The following is a 22,023-nucleotide window of genomic DNA, read 5'->3' on the forward strand; positions in this document are numbered from 1 at the left end:
TCGCGGGCGTGGTGTCGCTGCTGTCGGCTGCCGCGTCCGGCGACGGCGAGGTGCCCGCGGGCCTGGCGCTGACCACCGTCGCCGTGCAGGCGCTCGGCGACGCCGGGATCACCGCGCCCTTGTGGTGCGTCACGCGGCACGCCGTCGCCGTCGACAGCACGGAGATCCCCGACCCCGCCCAGGCCGCGGTGTGGGGCCTCGGCCGGGTGGCGGCGCTGGAGCAGCCCGCGACCTGGGGCGGTCTCGTCGACCTGCCGGCACGACTGGACGCTGTCACCGCACAGAGGCTCGGCGGAGTCCTCGCCGGGGCCGGAGAGGACCAGGCCGCCGTGCGCGCGGCGGGTGCGTTCGCCCGCAGGCTCGCCCACGCAGCCTCCGGCACCGGCCGGCCGTACCGCCCCCGCGGCACCGTGCTCATCACGGGCGGTACCGGCGGCATCGCCGGGCACCTGGCGCGCTGGCTGGCCGGGGCCGGAGCCGAGCACCTCGTGCTGACGAGCCGACGCGGTCCGGACGCACCCGGCGCCGTGGAGCTCGCCACGGAGCTGGAGGCGCTCGGCGCGCGGGTCACCGTCGCCGCGTGCGACGCCGGTGACCGCGAGGCGCTGGCCGCGCTGCTCGCCGACGTGACGCCCACGGCTGTCTTCCACGCTGCAGGGGTGCTGGCCGACGGCGTGCTGGACGCGCTCACGCCGGAGTCGTTCGCGACCGTGCTGCACGCCAAGGCGACGGCGGCCCGGAACCTGGACGAGCTCACCGCGGGACTGGAACTCGACGCGTTCGTGCTGTTCTCGTCCACCGCCGGCACGATCGGCGCGCCGGGGCAGGCGAACTACGCCGCCGCGAACGCCTGGCTGGACGCCTTCGCCGCGTGGCGGCGGGCGCAGGGCCGGGTCGCGACCTCGATCGCGTGGGGCCCGTGGGCCGACGCGGGCATGGTCGCCGACGGCGGGCTGGCCGCGCGGGTACGGCGCGGCGGGTTCGAGCCGCTGCGTCCGCGGACGGGTGTCGACGCCCTGCGCCGGGCCGTCGAGCTGGACGACGTGGCGGTGGTCGTCGCCGATGTCGACTGGGCGACGTTCGTGCCCGCGTTCGCGCTGATGCGGCCCACCCGGCTGGTCGAGGACCTGCCGGCGGTCAGGGCGCTGCGTACGGGCCCGGCCGTCGAGCGGCCGTCGGCGTCCGGCCTGCGCGCGGACCTGTCGGGCCGCAAGGAGAGCGACCGCAGGAAGGTGCTGCTGGAGCTGGTGCGGGCGCAGATCGCCGCCGTGCTCGGGCACTCCGGCACCGGCCGGATCGAGCACGACCGCGCGTTCCGGGACCTGGGCTTCGACTCGGTGACGACGCTGGAGTTGCGCAACGGTCTGGCCGCGGCGACCGGCACCACACTGCCCGCCTCAATCGTCTACGACCATCCGACGCCGACGGACCTGGTGGACTTCCTGCTCGCCGAGATCCTCGGGAACGCGGAGGTGCCGGCGGCCGTGGCCACGACGCGCCCCGCGGACGACGAACCGATCGCCATCGTCGGCATGGCCTGCCGCTTCCCGGGCGGCGTCAACTCGCCCGAGGAGCTGTGGGAGCTCGTCGCCGGCGGCCAGGACGGCATCGGGGCGTTCCCCACGGACCGCGGCTGGGACCTGGCCGCCCTCGCGGCGGGTGCGGCGGCCAGCATGGAGGGTGGTTTCCTCGATGGCGCCGCCGACTTCGACGCGGCGTTCTTCGGCATCTCGCCGCGCGAAGCCCTGGCGATGGACCCGCAGCAGCGGCTGCTGCTGGAGGCGGCGTGGGAGGCGGTGGAGCGCGCCGGCATCGACCCCACCGCACTGCGCGGCTCGCAGACCGGGGTGTTCGTCGGCACCAACGGGCAGGACTACCTGACCGTCCTGCGGACCGCCACCGAGGACGTGCGCGGTCACGCCGCCACCGGCAACACGGCGAGCATCCTGTCCGGCCGGCTGTCGTACACGCTGGGTCTTCAGGGCCCGGCCGTGACCGTCGACACGGCGTGCTCCTCGTCGCTGGTGTCGATGCACTGGGGCACGCGCGCGCTGCGCTCCGGCGAATGCTCGCTCGTGCTGGCGGGTGGCGTGTCCGTGATGTCCACACCGGACTCGATCATGGAGTTCACCACACAGGGCGGCCTGTCGCCGACCGGTCGGTGCCGGTCGTTCGCCGACGACGCGGACGGCACCGCCTGGGCCGAGGGCGTCGGCGTCCTGGTGCTGGAGCGGCTGTCCGACGCGCGGGCCAACGGCCACCACGTGCTGGGCCTGGTGCGCGGCACCGCCATCAACCAGGACGGCGCGTCCAACGGTCTGACCGCGCCCAGCGGCCCGTCGCAGCAGCGGGTCATCCGCGCCGCGCTCGCCGACGCCGGTCTGTCCATGAGGGACGTGGACGCGGTCGAGGCGCACGGCACCGGCACCTCGCTCGGCGACCCGATCGAGGCGCACGCACTGCAGGCCACCTACGGCCGGGACCGCGAGACGCCGCTGCTGCTCGGCTCCGTGAAGTCGAACATCGGTCACACCCAGGCCGCTGCGGGTGCGGCCGCCGTCATCAAGATGGTCATGGCGATGCAGCACGGCATCGTGCCGCCGACCCTGCACGCGGACCCGCCGTCCTCACACGTCGACTGGTCGGCCGGCGCGGTCGAACTCGTCACCGACTCGACCGCGTGGCCGGAGACCGGCTGCCCGCGCCGGGCCGGAGTGTCGGCGTTCGGCATCTCCGGCACCAACGCGCACGTGGTCGTCGAGCAGGCACCGGAGGCGGAGCCGGCCGCCCGCTCCGTCAGCCCGGAGATCCTGCCGTGGCCGGTGTCGGCGCGCACCCGCGAGGCGCTGGACGCGCAGCGCGGGCGGCTGGAAGCCTTCGTCACCGACCACGAGCGGGTCGACGTGGCGTGGTCGCTGGTCAGCACCCGCGCCCACCTCGCCCACCGCGCGGTGCTGCTGTCCGCACCCGACGGTGTCGTGGAGACGGTCACCGGCACGGCACGCGGCGGCGCACTGGCGGTCGTGTTCTCCGGTCAGGGTTCGCAGCGGCTGGGCATGGGGCGTGAGCTGTACGCACGGTTCCCGGTGTTCCGGGAGGCGTTCGACGCGGTGGTCACGGAGCTGGAGGCCGACGTCCGTGCCGTGATGTGGGGCTCGGACGCCGACGCCCTGAACGGCACCGGGTGGACGCAGCCGGCGCTGTTCGCGGTGGAAGTGGCGCTGTACCGCCTGATGGAGTCGTGGGGCGTCGAGCCCGGCTTCGTCGCCGGTCACTCCGTCGGTGAGATCACGGCGGCACATGTGGCCGGCGTGCTGACGCTGGCCGACGCGGCGGCACTGGTCTCGGCACGGGCACGGCTGATGGCCGCGCTGCCGGCCGGCGGCGGTATGACGGCGATCGAGGCCGGCGAGGACGAGGTCCGCGCCGAGCTCGTCGACGGTGCGGTGGTCGCGGCCGTCAACGGCCCGCGGGCCGTTGTGGTCGCCGGTGAGACCGAGGCGGTCGCCACGGTGGCGGCGCGGTTCACGCGGTCCCGTGAACTGCGGGTGTCGCACGCGTTCCACTCACCGCTCATGGACCCGATGCTGGCCGAGTTCCGCTCCGTGGTCGAAGGCTTGTCCTTCGCCCCGGCGCAGATTCCGGTGGTGTCCAACGTGTCCGGCGGTATCGCCGGCGACGAGCTGGCCACGCCGGAGTACTGGGTCCGGCACGTCCGCGAGGCGGTGCGGTTCGGCGACGGCGTGGCGACGCTGCTCGACGCGGGCGTGACGGCCCTGCTCGAACTCGGCCCGGACGGCGTGCTCTCCGCGATGGCGGCCGAGACCGTGCTGGAGCGTGGCGCCGAGGCCACCCTTGTGGCGGCGCTGCGTCGCGACCGGGGCGAGGAACGCGCTGTCGTCACGGCGCTGGCGCGCCTGTACGCGCAGGGTGTCGACATCGACTGGACGGCGTACTTCGCCGGCAGCGGCGCACGCACCATCGACCTGCCCACCTACGCGTTCCAACGCGAGCGGTTCTGGCCGACGGCGGCGCCCGTCACCGCGGCCGATCCCGTGGACGCGGAGTTCTGGGCGGCGGTCGAGCGTGCCGACCTCGACACCCTGGCATCGGCCCTGGAACTCCAAGGCACCGAGCTCTCCGCGGTGGTGCCGGCGCTGTCGCAGTGGCGTCGCCGTCGCCGCGACCGTGCGGCCACGGCCGGCCTGCGCTACCGCGTCGCATGGCGTCCCGTCCGGCACGAACCCGGCGACGGGCGGTGGCTGGCACTTGTGCCGGCCGGCTGGCAGGCGGACGAGACCGTGGCCTCCGTCGTGGCGGCGCTGGACGTGGTGCCCGTGGTGCCGGGCGCGGACCTCCCCGACACCGACGGTTTCGCCGGGATCCTTTCCCTGCTCGCCGCCACCGACAGCGACGACGTCCCCGACGAGGCGTGGCCCGAGGCGCTGCTGGCAGCGTTCGAGGGAACCGGGCTCCCGGTCTGGCTCGTGACGCGCGGGGCCGTCGCCGTCGTCGACGGTGAGCAACCGGTGCCCGCTCGCGCCGCGCTGTGGGGCGCCGGCCGGGTCGCGGCCCTCGACCACGCCGACCGCTGGGGTGGCCTGCTCGACTTGTCCGGCCCGGTGACGACGACCACCGTCGAGCACGTCAGGTCGGCGCTCGGCGGAGCGGAGGACAACGTCGCCGTGCGCGAGCACGGCGTGCTGGGCCGCCGGCTGGTCCGTGCCGCGGGTCTCGCCGCGGAATGGATCGCCACCGGCACGGTGCTCGTCACCGGCGCGGACACCCCCGAAGGTGCGCGCACGGCGCGCTGGTTGGCCGACCGTCGGGTGCCGGGCCTGCTGCTGCTCGGCAGCGACCCCGGCGACCTGGGCGTGCCGGTCACGGCGTCCGATGTGGACCCCGAGGACCGGGACGCGCTGGCCGCGCTGCTCGCCGAGCACACGGTCTCGACGGTTTTCGTCACCGGCGACGCCGGAGCCGACAACCTGGCCGCACTGCTGGACGACACCCCGCTCGACGCGTTCGTGCTGTTCGGGTCGGTCGCCGGTACCTGGGGCGTGCGGGACCGGGCCGGGCAGGCCGCCGCCGACGCGCGGCGCGAGGCCGTCGCCGCCGCGCGACGGGCCCGTGGACTGGCCGGAGTCGCGGTGGCGTGGGGCGCCTGGGCCGGCAGCGAGGGCGACGGGATGGCCCGGCACCTGCACCTCAACGGCCTGCCGGCCATGGAGCCCGGCCGGGCGCTCGCCGCCCTGGACGGCGTGCTCGGCGGCGCCGTCGACGTGACGGTCGCCGACGTGGCATGGGAGACCTTCGCCCCCGCCTTCGCGCGAACCCGGCCCAGCAGGCTGTTCACCGAGCTGCCGGAGGCCGCCGTCGCCGAACCGGCGGGGCACGGTCTGCGCGACCGCCTGCTCACCCTGCCCGAACAGGATCGCGCCCCTGAGGTGCGCACCCTGGTCCGCGACCGGGTGGCCGCGGTGCTCGGCCATGCGGGCGGCACGGCGATCGACCCGGACCTGCCGTTCAAGGACCTCGGCATCGACTCGCTGACCGCGGTGGACCTCCGCGACCAGCTCAGCGAGCTGAGCGGGCTGCCGCTGCCGGCCACCCTGGCCTTCGACCACCCGACGCCGGCCGTGCTGGCCGACCACCTGCTCGCCGAACTGCTCGGCGAGCGGACCGAGGACCTCGCGCCGGTGCGCGCCGTGGCCGCCGACGACGACCCGGTGGTCATCGTCGGCATGGCCTGCCGCTACCCGGGTGGTGTGGGGTCGCCGGAAGAGCTGTGGGAACTGATCGTCGCGGGCACCGACGCCATCGGCCCCATGCCCACGGACCGCGGCTGGGACCTGGCCGGGCTGTTCGAACCGGGAGCGGAGGGCCGCCCGCGCACGGTGGCACGCGCCGGCGGATTCCTCGCCGAAGCGGCCGACTTCGACCCGGCGGTCTTCGGTATCTCACCGCGCGAGGCGGTCATCATGGACCCGCAGCAGCGGTTGGTGCTGGAGTCGGCGTGGGAAGCGCTGGAGCGAGCCGGCGTCGACCCGGCCGGGCTGCGGGGCTCGGACACCGGCGTGTACGTCGGCGGCATCAGCGGCGACTACCGGCCCGTCGCGGAGGGGCGTGACTGGCAGACCGCGCAGTCGGCGAGCCTGCTGTCCGGCCGCCTCGCCTACACCTTCGGCCTCGAGGGACCGACCGTCTCGGTGGACACGGCGTGCTCGTCGTCCCTGGTCGCGATGCACCTGGCGGCCCAGGCGCTGCGGTCCGGCGAGACGGACCTGGCACTGGCCGGTGGCGTGGCGGTGATGTCCACGCCGGTCAACTTCGTGGAGTTCACCGACCTCGGCGCGCTGTCGCCGGACGGCCGCTGCAAGGCGTTCTCCGACGCGGCGGACGGCACCGGCTGGGCCGAGGGCGTGGGCATGGTCGTTCTCGAGCGGCTGTCCGACGCGCGGCGCAGCGGCCACGAGGTGCTGGCGATCCTGCGCGGCTCCGCCATCAACCAGGACGGCGCTTCCAACGGCCTGACCGCGCCGAGCGGCCCCGCGCAGCAACGGGTCGTCCGCCGGGCGCTGGCCGCTGCCGGCCTGGCACCGTCCGACGTGGACGCCGTGGAGGCGCACGGCACCGGCACCAAGCTGGGTGACCCGATCGAGGCGCAGGCGCTGCTGGCGACGTACGGCCGCGACCGGGAACGCCCGCTGCTGCTCGGTTCCGTGAAGTCGAACATCGGCCACACCCAGGCCGCGTCCGGTGTCGCCGGTGTCATCAAGATGGTGCTGGCCATGCGGCACGGCATGCTGCCACGGACCCTGCACGTCGGCGAGCCGTCCTCGCACGTGGACTGGTCGTCCGGTGCGGTGCGGCTCGTCACCGAGGCGGCGGCCTGGCCGGAGACCGATCGGGCTCGCCGCGCGGCGGTGTCGTCCTTCGGCGCCAGCGGCACCAACGCGCACCTGATCCTGGAACAGGCGCCGCCGGCGGCGACCGAGACCGTCTCCGAACGACCGCACGGGGTACTGGCGTTGCCCCTCTCCGCGGTGACCGGTGCGGCACTGCGCGATCAGGCCCGCCGGCTGCTCGACACGGACGTCACTTCGCTGCCGGACCTGGGGCTCTCCCTCGGTACCACCCGCAGCATGTTCGACCGGCGCGCCGCCGTGCTCGCGGCAGACGTCGACACCCTGCGGGCCGGGCTCACCGCCCTCGCCGAGGGCACGCCGTCGGCGGCCGTGCTCACGGATCGCGCCGGCAGCGGCGCAGTGGCGTTCCTGTTCACCGGACAGGGCGCGCAGCGCGCCGGCATGGGCCGTCGCCTGTACGAGCTGTACCCGGTGTTCGCCGAAGCGTTCGACGCGGTCGTCGCGGAGCTGGACCCGCATCTGGCACAGCCGCTGCGGCAGGTGATGTGGGACGGCACGGACGGCGCGCTCGACCGCACGGAGTTCACCCAGACCGCGCTGTTCGCGCTGGAGGTGGCCCTGTACCGGCTGGTGGAGTCGTGGGGCATCAAGCCCGACTTCCTGGCCGGGCACTCCGTCGGCGAGCTGGCTGCGGCCCACGTGGCCGGTGTGTTCTCGCTGGCCGATGCGGCGGCGCTGGTCGCTGCCCGCGGGCGGCTGATGGAGGCGCTGCCGACCGGCGGCGCGATGGTCTCCGTGCAGGCGTCCGAGGACGAGGTGATCCCGCTGCTCACCGATGCCGTGTCCATCGCGGCCGTGAACGGCCCCGAGGCGGTGGTGATCGCCGGTGACGCCGACGCGGCCGACGCGGTCGCCGCGCACTTCGCGCGCCGGGGACGCAGGACCAGGCGGCTCAACGTCAGCCACGCGTTCCACTCCCCGCACATGGACGCGATGCTCGCCGACTTCGAGCGCCTCGCCCACCAGGTGACCTACCACGTTCCGACGATCCGGCTGGTCTCCACGCTCACCGGCGTGGTCGTCGAGCCGGGGAACCTCGTCACCGACCCGGCGTACTGGGTACGGCACGTCCGCGACGCGGTCCGGTTCGCCGACGGCGTGCGGACCTTGCTGGCCCGCGGCGTCACGACGTTCCTGGAGATCGGCCCCGACGGTGTGCTCACCGCGATGGCGCAGGACACCATCGCGATGAACGGCGCGGGACCGGTCGCGGTGGCCTCGCTGCGCCGCGACCGGGACGAGGACGCGGCGCTGGCCGCGGCAGTCGGCACGCTGTTCACGCGGGGCGTGCGCGTCGACTGGGCCGCCGTGCACGCCGGCGCCCGGAGGATCGGGCTGCCCACCTACCCCTTCCAGCACGAGAGGTTCTGGCCGGAGACCACGCCGACCACGACGTCGCCAGTCGGCCGACCGGACGACGACGGGTTCTGGGCTGCCGTTCAGGACACCGACCTCGAAGCGCTGGAGTCCATGCTCGACGTCGACGGCGAGGCGCTGGCGAAGGTCATGCCGAAGCTGCTCGACTGGCGGCGCGCGAGGGACGAGCAGTCCACGGTGGACAGCTGGCGGCACCGGATCGCCTGGCGCCCCGTCGCCGGACGCCGTACCGCCGTCACGGGCACGTGGCTCGCGGTGCTGCCGGCCGACCGGGTCGGCGACGCCTGGGCGGACACCGTGGTCGGCGCGCTCGGCCCGGACACGGTCCGGGTCGAGATCGGCGACACCGATCGCGAGCGGGTGGCCGTACGGCTGCGTGAGGCCGTGGACGGCACGCGGGTCGCGGGCGTCCTGTCGCTGCTGGCGCTGGACGAGACGATCGTCGGCGCCGTACCGAACGGCGCGCTGCTGACCACCGCGCTCGTGCAGGCCCTCGGCGACGCCGGCATCACCGCGCCGCTGTGGTGCGCGACCCGTGGCGCGGTGTCGGTGGACGCCGACGAGCCGTTGACGCACCCGGTGCAGGCGGCGGTGTGGGGCCTCGGGCGCGTCGTGGCTCTCGAACACCCCGATCGCTGGGGCGGTCTCGTGGACCTGCCGTCCCTTCTGGACGGGGCCACGGCGACCCGGCTGCCGGGTGCGCTGTCCGGTGAGGGCGGTGAAAACCAGGTCGCGGTGCGGCCGGGCGCGGTGTTCGGCCGCCGGCTCGTGCCGGCGGCGGCGGCCGACCCGGGCCGCCTGTGGACGCCGGACGGCACGGTCCTGGTGACCGGCGGCACCGGAGCGCTGGCCGCGCACGTCGCCAGGTCGCTCGCCGCGGCGGGCGTGCCGCACGTGCTGCTCGCCGGCCGTCGCGGCGAGGCCGCGCCGGGTGCCGCCGAACTGCGGGCGGAACTGGAGGGCCTCGGCACGCAGGTCACCGTCGCGGCGTGCGATGTGGCCGACCGGGCCGGCCTGGCCGCGCTGCTGGACGGTATCCCGGCCGAACACCCGCTGACCGCGGTCGTGCACACGGCGGGCGTGCTGGACGACGGCGTCGTCGACGCCCTGACGCCGGACCGCTTCCAGGACGTGTTCCGCGCCAAGGTGACCTCGGCGCTACTGCTCGACGAGCTGACGCGTGATCTCGACCTGACCGGATTCGTGCTGTTCTCGTCGGCATCGGGCGCGGTGGGCAACCCCGGCCAGGCCAACTACGCCGCCGCGAACGCCGTGCTGGACGCGCTGGCCGAGCAGCGCCGGTCGAAGGGACTCCCGGCCACGTCGATCGCGTGGGGCGCCTGGGACGGCGGCGGCATGGCCGCCACCGCACGTGCCGAGGAGGGCGCGCAGCGCACCGGCGTCGGCGCGATGGACCCGGCGCTGGCCGTGACGGCGCTGCGGCAACTCGTCGCGGAGCCGGTGGCGGCCGCGGTGGTGGCCCGAGTGAGCGCCGCGGCGTTCCTGCGCGGCGCCACGGGGTCCCGCCTGCGGACGTTGCTCCAGGAACTGCCCGGCGGCGAGGGCCACGGCACCCCGGCGCGGCGGCAGGAGGAGGCGCCGCGGCTGCTGACGCGGCTCGCCGGCCTGACGCCGGTGCGGCGCCGTGAGCAGGTGCTGCGGCTGGTGCAGGACAGCGCGTCCGCGGTGCTCGGCCACGCCGACGCCGAGCTGGTCGGACCCGACAGGGCGTTCCGTGACATGGGCTTCGACTCGCTGAGCGGCGTCGAGTTGCGCAACCGGCTCACCGCCGCGACCGGGCTGACCCTGCCGTCCACGCTGGTGTTCGACCAGCCGACGCCCTCGGCGATGACCGTGTACCTGCTCGACGAACTCGGGCTGGACGAGGAGACCGACGGCGCCGTGGCCGACGGCGACGAGGTGGCCGTCCGTTCGCTGCTCGCCTCCGTGTCGCTCGCCCGGCTCCGCGAGATCGGCGTGCTGGAACCCCTGCTGCAACTGACCGGCCGCGGCACCCAGCCGGCTGACAGCGGCGAACCGGACGACGCCGCCGAGCAGGTGGACGTCGACGAGATGACCGTGGACGACCTGGTCCGAGCCGCGCTGGACGGCTCGTCCGATCTGACGGTCGACTGAGGGAGGGAAGATCCGGTGTCTACACCCAAGGACAGCACCGACAAGGTCGTCGAGGCGTTGCGGGCGGCCGTGAAGGAGACCGAGCGGCTGCGCAGGCAGAACCAGCGGCTGGTCTCCGCCACCACCGAGCCGATCGCGATCGTCGGTATGGCGTGCCGGTTCCCGGGCGGCGTCACCTCGCCCGAGGACCTGTGGCGGCTCGTCGCCGCCGGCGACGACGCCATCACGCCGATCCCCGCCGACCGTGGCTGGGACATCGGGGAACTGGCGGTCGGCGACACCACGCTGCTCGGCGGGTTCCTGCCGGATGCCGCCGACTTCGACGCCGCCTTCTTCGGCATATCGCCGCGCGAGGCGCTGGCGATGGATCCGCAGCAGCGGCTGCTGCTGGAGACCTCGTGGGAGGCGCTGGAACGAGCCGGCGTCGACCCGGCGTCGCTGCGCGGCAGCCGGACCGGCGTGTTCGTCGGCACCAACGGCCAGGACTACGCCTACCTGATGGTGCGCTCTGCCGCGCAGAGCACGGGTGAGGTGGGCACCGGCATAGCGGCGAGCGCGATGTCCGGCCGGCTCTCCTACACGCTGGGCCTCGAGGGGCCGGCGATCACGGTGGACACGGCGTGTTCGTCGTCGCTGGTGGCACTGCACTGGGCGGCGCGGGCGCTGCGCGCCGGCGAGTGCACGCTGGCGCTGGCCGGCGGTGTGAACGTGATGAGCACGCCGGGCGCGCTGGTGGAGTTCTCCAAGCAGGGCGGCCTCGCCCCGGACGGGCGCTGCAAGGCGTTCGCCGACGAGGCCGACGGCACCGGCTGGGCCGAGGGCGCCGGCATGCTTCTGCTGGAGCGGCTGTCCGACGCCCGCCGCAACAACCACCCGGTGCTCGCGGTGGTGCGCGGCTCGGCCGTCAACCAGGACGGCGCGTCCAACGGCTTCACCGCGCCGAGCGGGCCGTCGCAGCAGCGAGTGATCCGCGCGGCGCTGGCCGACGCCCGGCTCACCGAGAACGACGTCGACGCCGTGGAGGCGCACGGCACGGGCACCGCGCTCGGCGACCCGATCGAGGCGCAGGCGCTGCTGGCGACGTACGGCCGCGACCGGGAACGCCCGCTGCTGCTGGGTTCCGTGAAGTCGAACATCGGGCACACACAGGCCGCCGCGGGCGTCGCAGGCGTGATCAAGATGGTTCAGGCGATGCGGCACGGCGTGCTCCCGCGCACCCTGCACGCGCGCAATCCGTCATCGCACGTGGACTGGTCGGCGGGCTCGGTCGAGCTGCTGACCGAGGAAGTGCCCTGGCCGGATACGGGACGGCCCCGCCATGCCGCCGTGTCGTCGTTCGGCATCTCCGGCACCAACGCGCACACCGTCCTGGAGCAGGCGCCCGAGCCGGCGCCGGCCGAGCAGGGCCCGGTGCGCGACGCGGTGGTGCCGTGGGTCGTGTCCGGTCGGACACTGCCCGCACTGCGGGACCAGGTCGCGCGGCTGGTCGCGAACGTCGCGGTGACGACGAGCGCCGCCGACGTGGCCGCAGTGCTGGCCACCGGCCGTACCGCCCACGAACACCGTGTCGCCGCCGTCGGCCGGGACACCACGGACCTCGCGGCGGCGCTGTCGGCGTGGGCGTCGGGCGACCCCGCGCCGGGCGTGGTGTCGGACACAGCCGCGCGGACGGGGAAGCTGGCCGTGCTGTTCACCGGCCAGGGCGCGCAGCGGCTCGGCATGGGCCGCGAACTGCACGCCCGGTTCCCGGCGTTCGCCAGGGCCTTCGACGAGGTCGCCGCCGAGCTGGACCACCATCTGCCCGGCTCGGTCCGTGACGTCCTCTGGGGTACCGACGCCGACACCCTGAACAGCACGAACTGGTCGCAGCCCGCCCTGTTCGCCGTAGAGGTGGCGCTCCACCGGCTCGTCGAGTCCTGGGGCGTGCAGGCCGACCTCGTCGCCGGCCACTCGCTCGGTGAGATCACCGCCGCGCACGTGTCCGGGGTGCTGAGCCTCGCCGACGCGTGCCGACTGGTCGCCGCCCGCGCCGTGCTGATGGGTGCGCTGCCGGACGGCGGCGCGATGCTCGCCGTGGCGGCGACCGAGGAGGAGGTCGCGTCGCTGCTGGACGCAGCGGTGTCGGTGGCGGCGGTCAACGGCCCGACGGCGGTGATCGTCGCCGGCGCCGAGGACGCGGTCGAGCGGGTCGCCGGCGCGGCCGACGAGCGCGGCTGGAAGCACAAGCGGCTCACGGTGTCGCATGCCTTCCACTCGGCACTCATGGACCCGATGCTGAGCGACTTCGCCGACGCCATCGCGGACATCGAGTTCGGCGACGCGCGGATCCCGCTGGTGTCGTCCGTGACCGGCGGCGTCGCGGAGGCGGCGCAGATCCGGGACGCCGCCTACTGGGTGGCGCACGTGCGACGACCGGTCCGGTTCGCCGACGGCGTGCGCGCGTTGCTCGCCGCCGGGGCGACGACCTTCCTGGAGCTGGGACCCGACGCAACGCTGTGCGCGATGGTGCAGGACACCGCGCCGGATCCCGTCACCGCCATCCCCGTGCTGCGTGCGGGCCGCGACGAGGAGACCACCGTGGTGAGCGCGCTCGCGAGACTGTCCGCACGCGGCGAGCACGTCGCGTGGGACGCGTTCTTCGCGCCGCTCGGGACACGTCCGGTGGAGCTGCCCACGTATGCGTTCCAGCGCTCCCGGTTCTGGCCGGACGGCGGTGTGGGCGGCGACGTCGCGTCTGTCGGCCAGTCGGCGCTCGGCCACGCGCTGCTCGGTTCGTCCGTGGAACTGGCCGGCGACGGCGGTGTGGTGCTCACCGGCCGGCTCTCGCCGGCCACCCAGCCGTGGCTCGCGGACCACGTCATCCTGGGCCGGATCCTGTTCCCCGGCACAGGCTTCGCGGAGCTGGCGCTGCGCGCCGCCGACGAGGTCGGCGCGGATCTCGTCGAAGAGCTGACGCTGTCGGTGCCGTTGGAGCTGTCCCGGCACGGCGCCGTCGCCGTCCAGGTGCGGGTGGGCGCGGGTGACGAGGACGGCCGCCGGTCGGTGGGCATCTACTCCCGCGACGCCGAACACGCCGGCGAATGGCTCCAGCACGCCGCGGGCACGCTCGGGACCGGAAGCCCTGACGCCGGCACCGACTTCGCGTCGGCGTGGCCGCCGCCGGGCACCGATCAGGTCGACCTGGCCGGCTTCTACGACCGTGGTGACTACGGGCCGGCCTTCCAGGGCCTGCGCGCGGTGTGGCGGCGGGACGGCGAGGCGTTCGCGGAGGTGGCACTGCCGGCCACGGGCCGTGGTGCGGACCGGATGGGCATGCACCCGGCGCTGCTGGACGCCGTGCTGCATGCCGTCGGCTGGGTCGAGTCCCCGGACGGCGGCCGTGGCGTACTGCCGTTCTCGTGGGAGGACGTGGCCCTGCATCGCACGGGCGCGACCACGCTGCGCGTTCGGCTCACCCGCGGCGGCCAGGGGGCCGTCGGCATCGAGGCCGTGGACGGCGCGGGCCGGCCGGTGGTGACCGTGGGCAGGCTGGTGCTGCGTGCGCCGTCGGAGGAGGACACCGCGCGACGCCCCGACTGGCTGTTCCGCGTCGACTGGACACCGTTCGCCGTACGGCCGGTGACCGGTGCTTTCGTGGTGCTCGGCGCGGACCCGGGCGGACTCGCCGGCGCGGTGCGGTACGACACCGTCGACGCCGCGCTCGCCGCCGGACCGGACGTGGTCTTCGCGCCGGTCACGGGCGCCGACGTGCTCGATGCGACGACGCGGGCGCTCGGCCTGGTCCAGGAGTGGCTCGCCGACCGGCGCGCCGAGGACGTGCCGCTGGTGTTCGTGACCGACGGCGCGGTGTCCGGCGCGGACGTTCCGGCCGCCGCCGTGGGGGGTCTGGTGCGGACCGCACAGGCCGAGCACCTGGGACGCTTCCTGCTGCTCGACGCCGCTGCCGATGAGTGGCCGCTGCTCGCGGTGGCACCGGAACTGGTGGCGGCGGGGGAGACCCAAGCCGTCATCGAGGGCGGCACCGTGAAGGTCGGCCGGCTGGCCCGGTTCGCGGGCGCGGAGCGGCCGTCCGAGTGGCACCCCGACGGCACGGTGCTCGTCACCGGCGGCACCGGCGGCCTCGGCGCGCAGCTGGCCCGGCACCTCGTCGCGGAGCACGGCGTGCGCAAGCTGCTGCTCCTCAGCAGGCGCGGCCTCCGGGCGCCCGGCGCGAGCGAGCTGGCGGCCGAGCTCACCGGTCACGGCGCGCACGTCGACATCGTCGCCTGCGATGTCGCGGACCGCGACGCCCTGGCCGCCGTGCTCGAGGGGCGCAGGGTCACCGCCGTGGTGCATGCCGCGGGTCTGCTGGACGACGGCGTCGTCACCACGCTCACCCCGGAGCGGCTCGACGGGGTGCTACGGCCCAAGGTGGACGCCGCACGGCACCTGCACGAGCTGACGGAGGACCTGGACGCGTTCGTCCTGTTCTCCTCCGTCGCGGGTACGCTCGGCAGCCCCGGCCAGGGCAACTACTCCGCCGCGAACGCCGCCCTCGACGCGCTCGCCCGCGAGCGCCGTGCGGACGGTCGGACCGCGCTGTCGCTGGCGTGGGGCCCGTGGACGCAGGACGCCGGCATGACCGGTGCGCTGACCGAGGCCGACCTCAAGCGCATGGCGGATTCCGGCTCCGCGCCGCTCACGGTGCCGCAGGGCCTGGCGCTCTTCGACGCGGCCGTCGCCACCGACGAGCCGGTGCTGGTGCCGCTGGCCGTACGCCCCGGCGCCCGCAGCGGCACCCCCCATCCGCTGCTGCGCGGCCTCGTGCGCACGCGACGCCGACGCCCGTCGGCCCATGCGGCCCCGACGGCGCCGGTCACGGACCGGCTCGCAGGCCTGGACGAGCAGGCGCGCACGCGGTTCGTCCTGGACCTGGTGCGTGCCGAGGTGGCGGCGGTGCTGGCGCACGACTCCACGGACGGCGTCGCCGATGACCGCGAGTTCCGCGACCTCGGCATGGACTCGCTGACCGCCGTGGAGCTGCGCAACCGGCTCACGACGGCCACCGGGCTGCGGATGTCCGCGACCCTGGTGTTCGACTACCCGACGCCCGCCGCGCTCGCGGACCACCTGCTGTCCCGGCTCAGCGGCGCGACGACCGCCAAGGCCCCGGCCCCGAACCCACTGGCGGAGCTGGACCGGCTGGAGTCCGCGCTCGCGGGCGCCGACCCCGACCCGATCACACGCGCCGGCATCACGGCCCGGCTGCGAGGCCTCGCGGCGCAGTGGGCCGGCGTCGACCCGACGCCCGACGCCGAGGCCGTCACGGAACAGATCTCCTCGGCCAGCACCGACGAGATCCTCGCCTTCATCGACCACGAGCTCGGCCGGATCAACGACCGCTGAACTCCCTACATTCCGCACCGAAAGGTAGCCATTTGCGATGGCGGACGACACCAAGCTGGTCGAGTACCTGAAATGGGTGACGGCCGATCTGCACCGGACCCGGCGCCGACTGGAAGAGGCCGAGTCCGGCCACCACGAGCCCGTCGCGATCGTGGGCATGGCCTGTCGGTTACCCGGCGGCGTCACCACCCCCGAGCAGCTGTGGGAGCTGGTCGCCGACGGTCGCGAGGGGATCGTGCCCTTCCCGACCGACCGCGGCTGGGACCTGGACCTGCTCTCGGGCGAGGGCCCCGGCCACAGCGCCACGCTGCGCGGCGGCTTCCTGCACGACGTCGCCGGATTCGACGCTGCCTTCTTCGGCATCTCGCCGCGTGAGGCCGTGGTGCTCGACCCGCAGCAGCGGCTGCTGCTGCAGACGTCGTGGGAGGCGTTCGAGCGGGCCGGCATCGACCCGGCGTCGCTGCGCGGCAGCCGCACCGCGGTGTTCGCCGGCACCGACGGGCAGGACTACGCCTCGCTGGTGCTGGACTCCGTCGAGGACGCGGAGGGGCACGCCGGCACGGGCATCGCGGCGAGCGCGATCGCCGGCCGCCTCTCCTACACGTTCGGCCTCGAGGGCCCCGCGGTCACCGTGGACACCGCCTGCTCGTCGTCGCTGGTGGCACTGCACCTGGCGGCGCAGGCGCTACGGGCCGGGGAGTGCGACCTCGCACTGGCCGGCGGCGTCACGGTGATGTCGACCGCGCTCCGGTTCGCCGGCTTCACCCGCCAGGGAGCGCTCGCGTCGGACGGGCGGTGCAAGGCGTTCGCGGACGCCGCGGACGGCACCGGCTGGTCCGAGGGCGTCGGCATGTTCGTGGTGGAGAAGCTGTCCGACGCTCAGCGGCTGGGCCACCCCGTCTGGGCGGTGGTGCGCGGCTCCGCCGTCAACCAGGACGGCGCTTCCAATGGCTTCACCGCCCCCAACGGGCCGTCCCAGCAGCGGGTCGTCCAGCAGGCGCTGGCCGGCGCCGGCCTGACCGCGGGCGATGTCGACGTGGTCGAGGCGCACGGGACCGGTACCAGGCTCGGCGACCCGATCGAGGCGCAGAGCCTGCTCGCCACCTACGGCCAGGACCGCGAGCGGCCGGTGCTGCTCGGCTCCGTGAAGTCCAACATCGGCCACACGCAGGCCGCGGCCGGCGCGGCCGGCGTCATCAAGATGGTCATGGCGATGCGGCACGGCGTCGTCCCGCAGACGCTGCACGTGGACGCGCCCTCGTCCCACGTGGACTGGACGCAGGGCGCGGTCCGGCTGGCGACGGTCGCCATGCCGTGGCCGGAGACCGGACGCCCGCGCCGGGCCGGTGTGTCGTCGTTCGGCGTGAGCGGCACCAACGCGCACACGATCCTGGAGCAGGCGCCCACGCAGGACCCCGCGGACCCCGCGGAGAGTGCGCCGGAGACCTCGGTGATTCCGTGGGCGCTGTCGGCGAAGACCGCCGCGGCGCTCCGCGATCAGGTGACCGCGTTGGTGGAGCGCGCCCGGCGCGAGCCGGACTGGTGCGCCGCGGACGTCGCCGCGGCGCTTGCCGCCCGAACTCGGTTCGAGCACCGTGTGGTGGCGACCGGCCGCACGCGGCGCGACCTGGCCGACGCGCTCTCCGCGTGGGCCGCCGGCGGCGCGGCGCAGAGCGTCGTGGCCGGCACGGTGCAGCGCGGGCGGCTCGGGATCGTCTTCACCGGCCAGGGCTCGCAGCGCCTGGGCATGGGCCGCGAGTTGTACGAGCGTTTCCCGGTCTTCGCCGAGGCGTTCGACGCCGTCGTCACGGAGCTGGGCACCGAGGTCCGCGACGTGATGTGGGGCTCGGACGCCGAGGCGATCGACCGCACCCGCTGGTCGCAGCCGGCCTTGTTCGCGCTGGAGGTGGCGCTCTACCGGCTGGTGGAGTCGTGGGGCGTGCGACCGGACGCCGTGGGCGGGCACTCGCTGGGGGAGATCACCGCCGCGCACGTCGCGGGCGTGTTGTCGCTGTCCGACGCCTGCCGCCTCGTGACCGCGCGGGCGGAACTGATGGATGCGCTGCCGGAGGGCGGTGCGATGCTCGCCGTCTCGGCGGCGGAGGCCGACGTGGTCGCCGTGCTCGGCGAGGGGGCGGCCGTCGCGGCGGTGAACGGGCCGTCGGCGACCGTCGTCGCGGGCGAGACGGCAGCGGTGGAGCGGGTCGCCGCCGTGGCGGCCGAGAGAGGCTGGAAGCACAAGCGGCTGTCGGTGTCGCATGCATTCCACTCGGCGCTGATGGACCCGATGCTCGACGGCTTCGCCGCCGCCATCGCCGACATCTCGTTCGCGCGGCCGACGGTCGGCCTGGTCTCCGACGCCCCGACCGACCCCGGCTACTGGGTGCGGCACGTCCGCGAGCCGGTCCGGTTCCTGGAGACCGTCACCACCATGGCCGAGGGCGGTGTGACCACGTTCATGGAACTGGGGCCCGACGGCACACTGTCCGCGATGATCGCAGCGACGGTCGATACCGCGGCCACGGTGCCGATGCTGCGGCCGGACCGTCCGGAGGAGGAGTCGGCCGTCACCGCGCTCGCCACCCTGCACACCCGCGGCGTCGCCGTCGATCTGCGTACGGTGCTGCCGTCGGCGCGGCCGGTGGATCTGCCGACCTACCCCTTCCAGAACGTCCGCTACTGGCCACAGGCCCGCTCGGCCGCTGCCGACGTCACCGGCGCCGGTCTCGGCTCGGTGACCCACCCGCTGCTCGGCGCGGCCGTCGAACTCGCCGACGGCGACACCGTGCTGACCGGACGGCTGTCGCTGCGCACGCATCCGTGGCTCGCGGACCACGTCGTGGCCGGCGCCGTCGCGCTCCCGGCCACCGCTTTCGCGGAGTTGGCGTTCCGCGCGGCCGACGAGGCCGGCTGCGACACCGTCGAGGAACTGACCATCGCGGCCCCGCTCGGCCTGCCCGAGACCGGCTCGGTCGCGGTGCAGGTGCGGGTCGCCGCCGCCGACGAGCGGGGACGCCACCGCGTAGGCGTCTTCTCCCGCCAGGACACCATCGGTGCCGCCTGGCTGCCCCATGCCACCGGCACCCTCACGACCCGCGGCGTGACCGGCGCGACCCTGGCGTGGCCGCCGCGTGACGCCGAATCCGTCGACATCGGCGCGCACTACGACGGCTCCGGCTACGGCCCGGCGTTCCAGTGCCTGCGCGAGGTCCGGCGGGCCGGCGACACCGTGTACGCCGAGGTGGCGCTGCCGCATTCGATCGGGGACGCCGCGGACTTCGGCGTGCACCCGGCACTGCTCGACTCGGTGGTGCAGGCGGTGGCGTTCCTGCCGCAAGCCGCCGGCCGTGTGCTGGCGCCGTTCTCGTGGGAGGGCGCCTCGCTGCACGCCTCCGGGCCGGCGCTGCTGCGCGTGGCGATCAGCTCGCTCGGCGGCGACGCCGTCTCCATCAGGGCGGTCGACCCGACCGGCCGTCCCGTGGTGTCGGTGGCGTCGCTGGCGCTGCGTGAGCTCGTCGCCGCCGGGCCGGTGCGGCCGGAGTCCGACTGGCTGTTCCGCCTCGACTGGACGCCGGTCGACGTCGCCCCGGTGCCGGGCAGGCGATGGGCGGTGCTCGGCGCCGACACCCGCGGCCTCGGTGCCGCGCTGGCGCGCGCGGGCTGCGACGTCCTCGGCCGCGGCGACACCGCCGACGCGGTGCTGGCCACGCGGCCCGACCTCGTGGTCGCGCCCGTCAGGGGCGATTCGGTGCAGGACGCCACCGCCTCGGCGCTCGACCTGCTCACGTCCTGGCTGGCCGACGAGCGTGCCGACGATGTGCCGCTCGTGCTGGTCACCTCCGGTGCGGTGACCGGTGCGGACGTGCCCGCGGCCGGGGTGTGGGGTCTCGTGCGGGCGGCCCAGGCGGAGAACCCGGGTCGGTTCCTGCTGCTCGACGTCGACGACACGGAAGCGTCCCGGCTGCTCGTCGCCGCGGCGCCCGGCCTGCTGGACGAGGAGGAGACACAGGCCGTCCTCACGGACGGGGTGGCCGCCGTCGCCCGGCTGGCGAGGTTCGGCAGCGCGCCGGAGCCCCGGACGTGGGACCCGGACGGCACGGTCCTCATCACCGGCGGCACCGGCGGCCTCGGGAGCGCGCTGGCCCGGCACCTCGTCGCGGAACGGGACGTGCGCAAGCTGCTGTTGGTCAGTCGGCGCGGCCCGGAGGCCCCGGGTGCACGGGAGTTGGCGGCCGAGCTCACCGAACAGGGCGCTGACGTCACGCTGGTGGCGTGTGACATGACCGACCGTGACGCGGTGGCCGCCCTCCTGGCCGAGCACCCGGTCCGGGCGGTCGTGCACACGGCGGGCGTGCTGGACGACGGCGTGATCGGCACGCTGACGCCGGACCGGCTGGCGGCCGTGCTGCGGCCGAAGGTGGACGCGGCGCAGCACCTCGACGAACTCGTCGGTGACGTTGACGTGTTCGTGTTGTACTCCTCCCTCTCGGGCGTGATGGGTGGCGCCGGCCAGGGCAACTACGCGGCCGCCAACGCCGCTTTGGACGCCGTCGCGGCCCGGCGCCGAGCCGCCGGGCGTCCCGCGCTGTCGTTGGCGTGGGGCGCGTGGGCGCAGGACGCCGGCATGACGGGAGCGCTGTCGCAGGCCGAGATGCGGCGGATGGCGAACTCGGGTTCGATGCCGCTCACCGTGGCACAGGGCATGGCCCTGTTCGACGCCGCGTCCGCCACCGACGAGGCGCTCCTCGTGCCGCTGGCCGTGAAGCCGGGTGTGCGGGGCGGACCGGCCACGCACCCGATCCTGCGCGGCCTGCTGAGGGCACCGCGCCGCCGGGCTGCCGCGGACGCGTCCGAGGTGTCCACGGCGACGCTGCGCGAGCGGCTGAGCGGCCTCTCCGCCGCCGACCAGCACACGGTGCTGTGTGAGCTGATCGTCGACTACGCGGCGGCCGTGCTCGGCCACGTCGACGCGAGCGACATGGACCCGGAGCGTGACTTCCTGGAGGCCGGCTTCGACTCGCTGATGTCGGTGGAGCTGCGCAACCGGCTCGCCGGCACGGTCGGTCTCCGGCTGCCCAGCACGGTCGTACTCGACCACAAGACACCCGCCGAACTGGCCCGGTGGCTGCGTGGCCGGCTCGCCGATCACATCGAGCCGGTCCCGACGGCCGCGTCGGGGCGGTCCGGCGACACCGTCGGCACGCTGTACTTCGACGCGGTCCGGGCGGGCAAGGTCGACGAGGGCTGGGAGTTGCTCAAGGCCATCGCCCTCACCCGCCCGCTGTTCGAGGCGCCGGCCGAACTGGAGGAGCTGCCCCAGCCCGTCACCCTCGCGGACGGCCCGACCGAGCCACGGCTGATCTGCATCAGCTCACCCGTGTCCGTCGGCGGCGCGCACCAGTACGCCCGTCTCGCCGCCCACTTCCGCGGCGACCGTGGTGTGCAGGCATTGCCGCTGGTCGGGTTCGCGGCCGGAGAGAGCCTGCCCCGCTCGGCCCGGGCCATCACACGGGCCGCCGCGGAAAGTGTGCTGCACGCCAGCGACGGGGCCCCGTTCGTGCTGGTCGGCCACTCGTCGGGCGGTGCGCTGGCCCTGGCGGTGGCCGGGCTGCTGGAGAGCATGTGGGGGGTGCGCGCCGACGGCGTGATCATGCTCGACACGCTCAGCCTGCGGCACGAGCACGGGGACAGCGTTGACTACCGGCAGCTGGCCAGGAGGTTCATGGGCGAGACGGACTCGGCCACCGTGACGGTGGACAGCAACCGGCTGTCGGCCATGGCACACTACCTCAACCGCATGTCCGCTCTGGAAGTTCCGCCGACCACCGCGCCGACGCTGCTGGTGCGGTGCAGCGTGCCCCTGCTCGGTGATCCCGACACGCGGGTGGAGCACGGGCAGCAGGAGCTGCTCGTCCCCGCGGAGACGGTCCGCACCATCGACGCCGACCACTTCTCGTTGGCGCAGCGGGACTCCCACGTCACGGCGACCGTCATGAAGGAGTGGCTGACCACGCTGTGACGGACAACCACACAAAGACACAGCGTGCGCCCGCGAGCAGGAAGCGGGCGCACGCTGTGCGGCAGGGAAGACGTCCTAGGCCCAATGCCGTTGCATTACGGGCCCGCGAGTTGAGGTCTTGTGATGAGGATGGCTTGCACGCCGGTGCGGGTCGGTTGGGGCCAGGCATGGTGTTCG

General features: G+C 74.8%; 2 protein-coding genes and 1 pseudogene (1 of these 3 cut by a window edge). All 3 read left to right on the top strand.

The window, feature by feature from the left end; translation table 11 throughout:
* Positions 1–10,442, top strand: partial view of a type I polyketide synthase gene (locus AC07CM_RS18780; protein ID WP_478877506.1) — the 3' end only. 17,302 nt of this gene lie to the left of the window's left edge; the window shows 10,442 of its 27,744 coding nt (coding positions 17,303–27,744); its start codon lies off the left edge, out of view; the stop codon is at positions 10,440–10,442.
* Positions 10,443–10,508: 66 nt separating this feature from the next.
* Positions 10,509–15,827, top strand: a pseudogene (locus AC07CM_RS18785) (type I polyketide synthase); the annotation flags it as partial.
* Positions 15,828–15,864: 37 nt separating this feature from the next.
* Complete coding sequence (locus tag AC07CM_RS18790; RefSeq protein WP_478877507.1) at positions 15,865–21,846, top strand: SDR family NAD(P)-dependent oxidoreductase; 5,982 nt, start codon at positions 15,865–15,867, stop codon at positions 21,844–21,846.
* Positions 21,847–22,023 lie beyond the last annotated feature (177 nt).

The organism is Streptomyces sp. NPDC044061 (genome assembly GCF_056434305.1).

Coding starts and splice junctions, on each gene's coding strand:
- AC07CM_RS18790 (WP_478877507.1), top strand. CDS start 15,865: ATGGCGGACGACACCAAGCTGGTCGAGTACCTGAAATGGGTGACGGCC.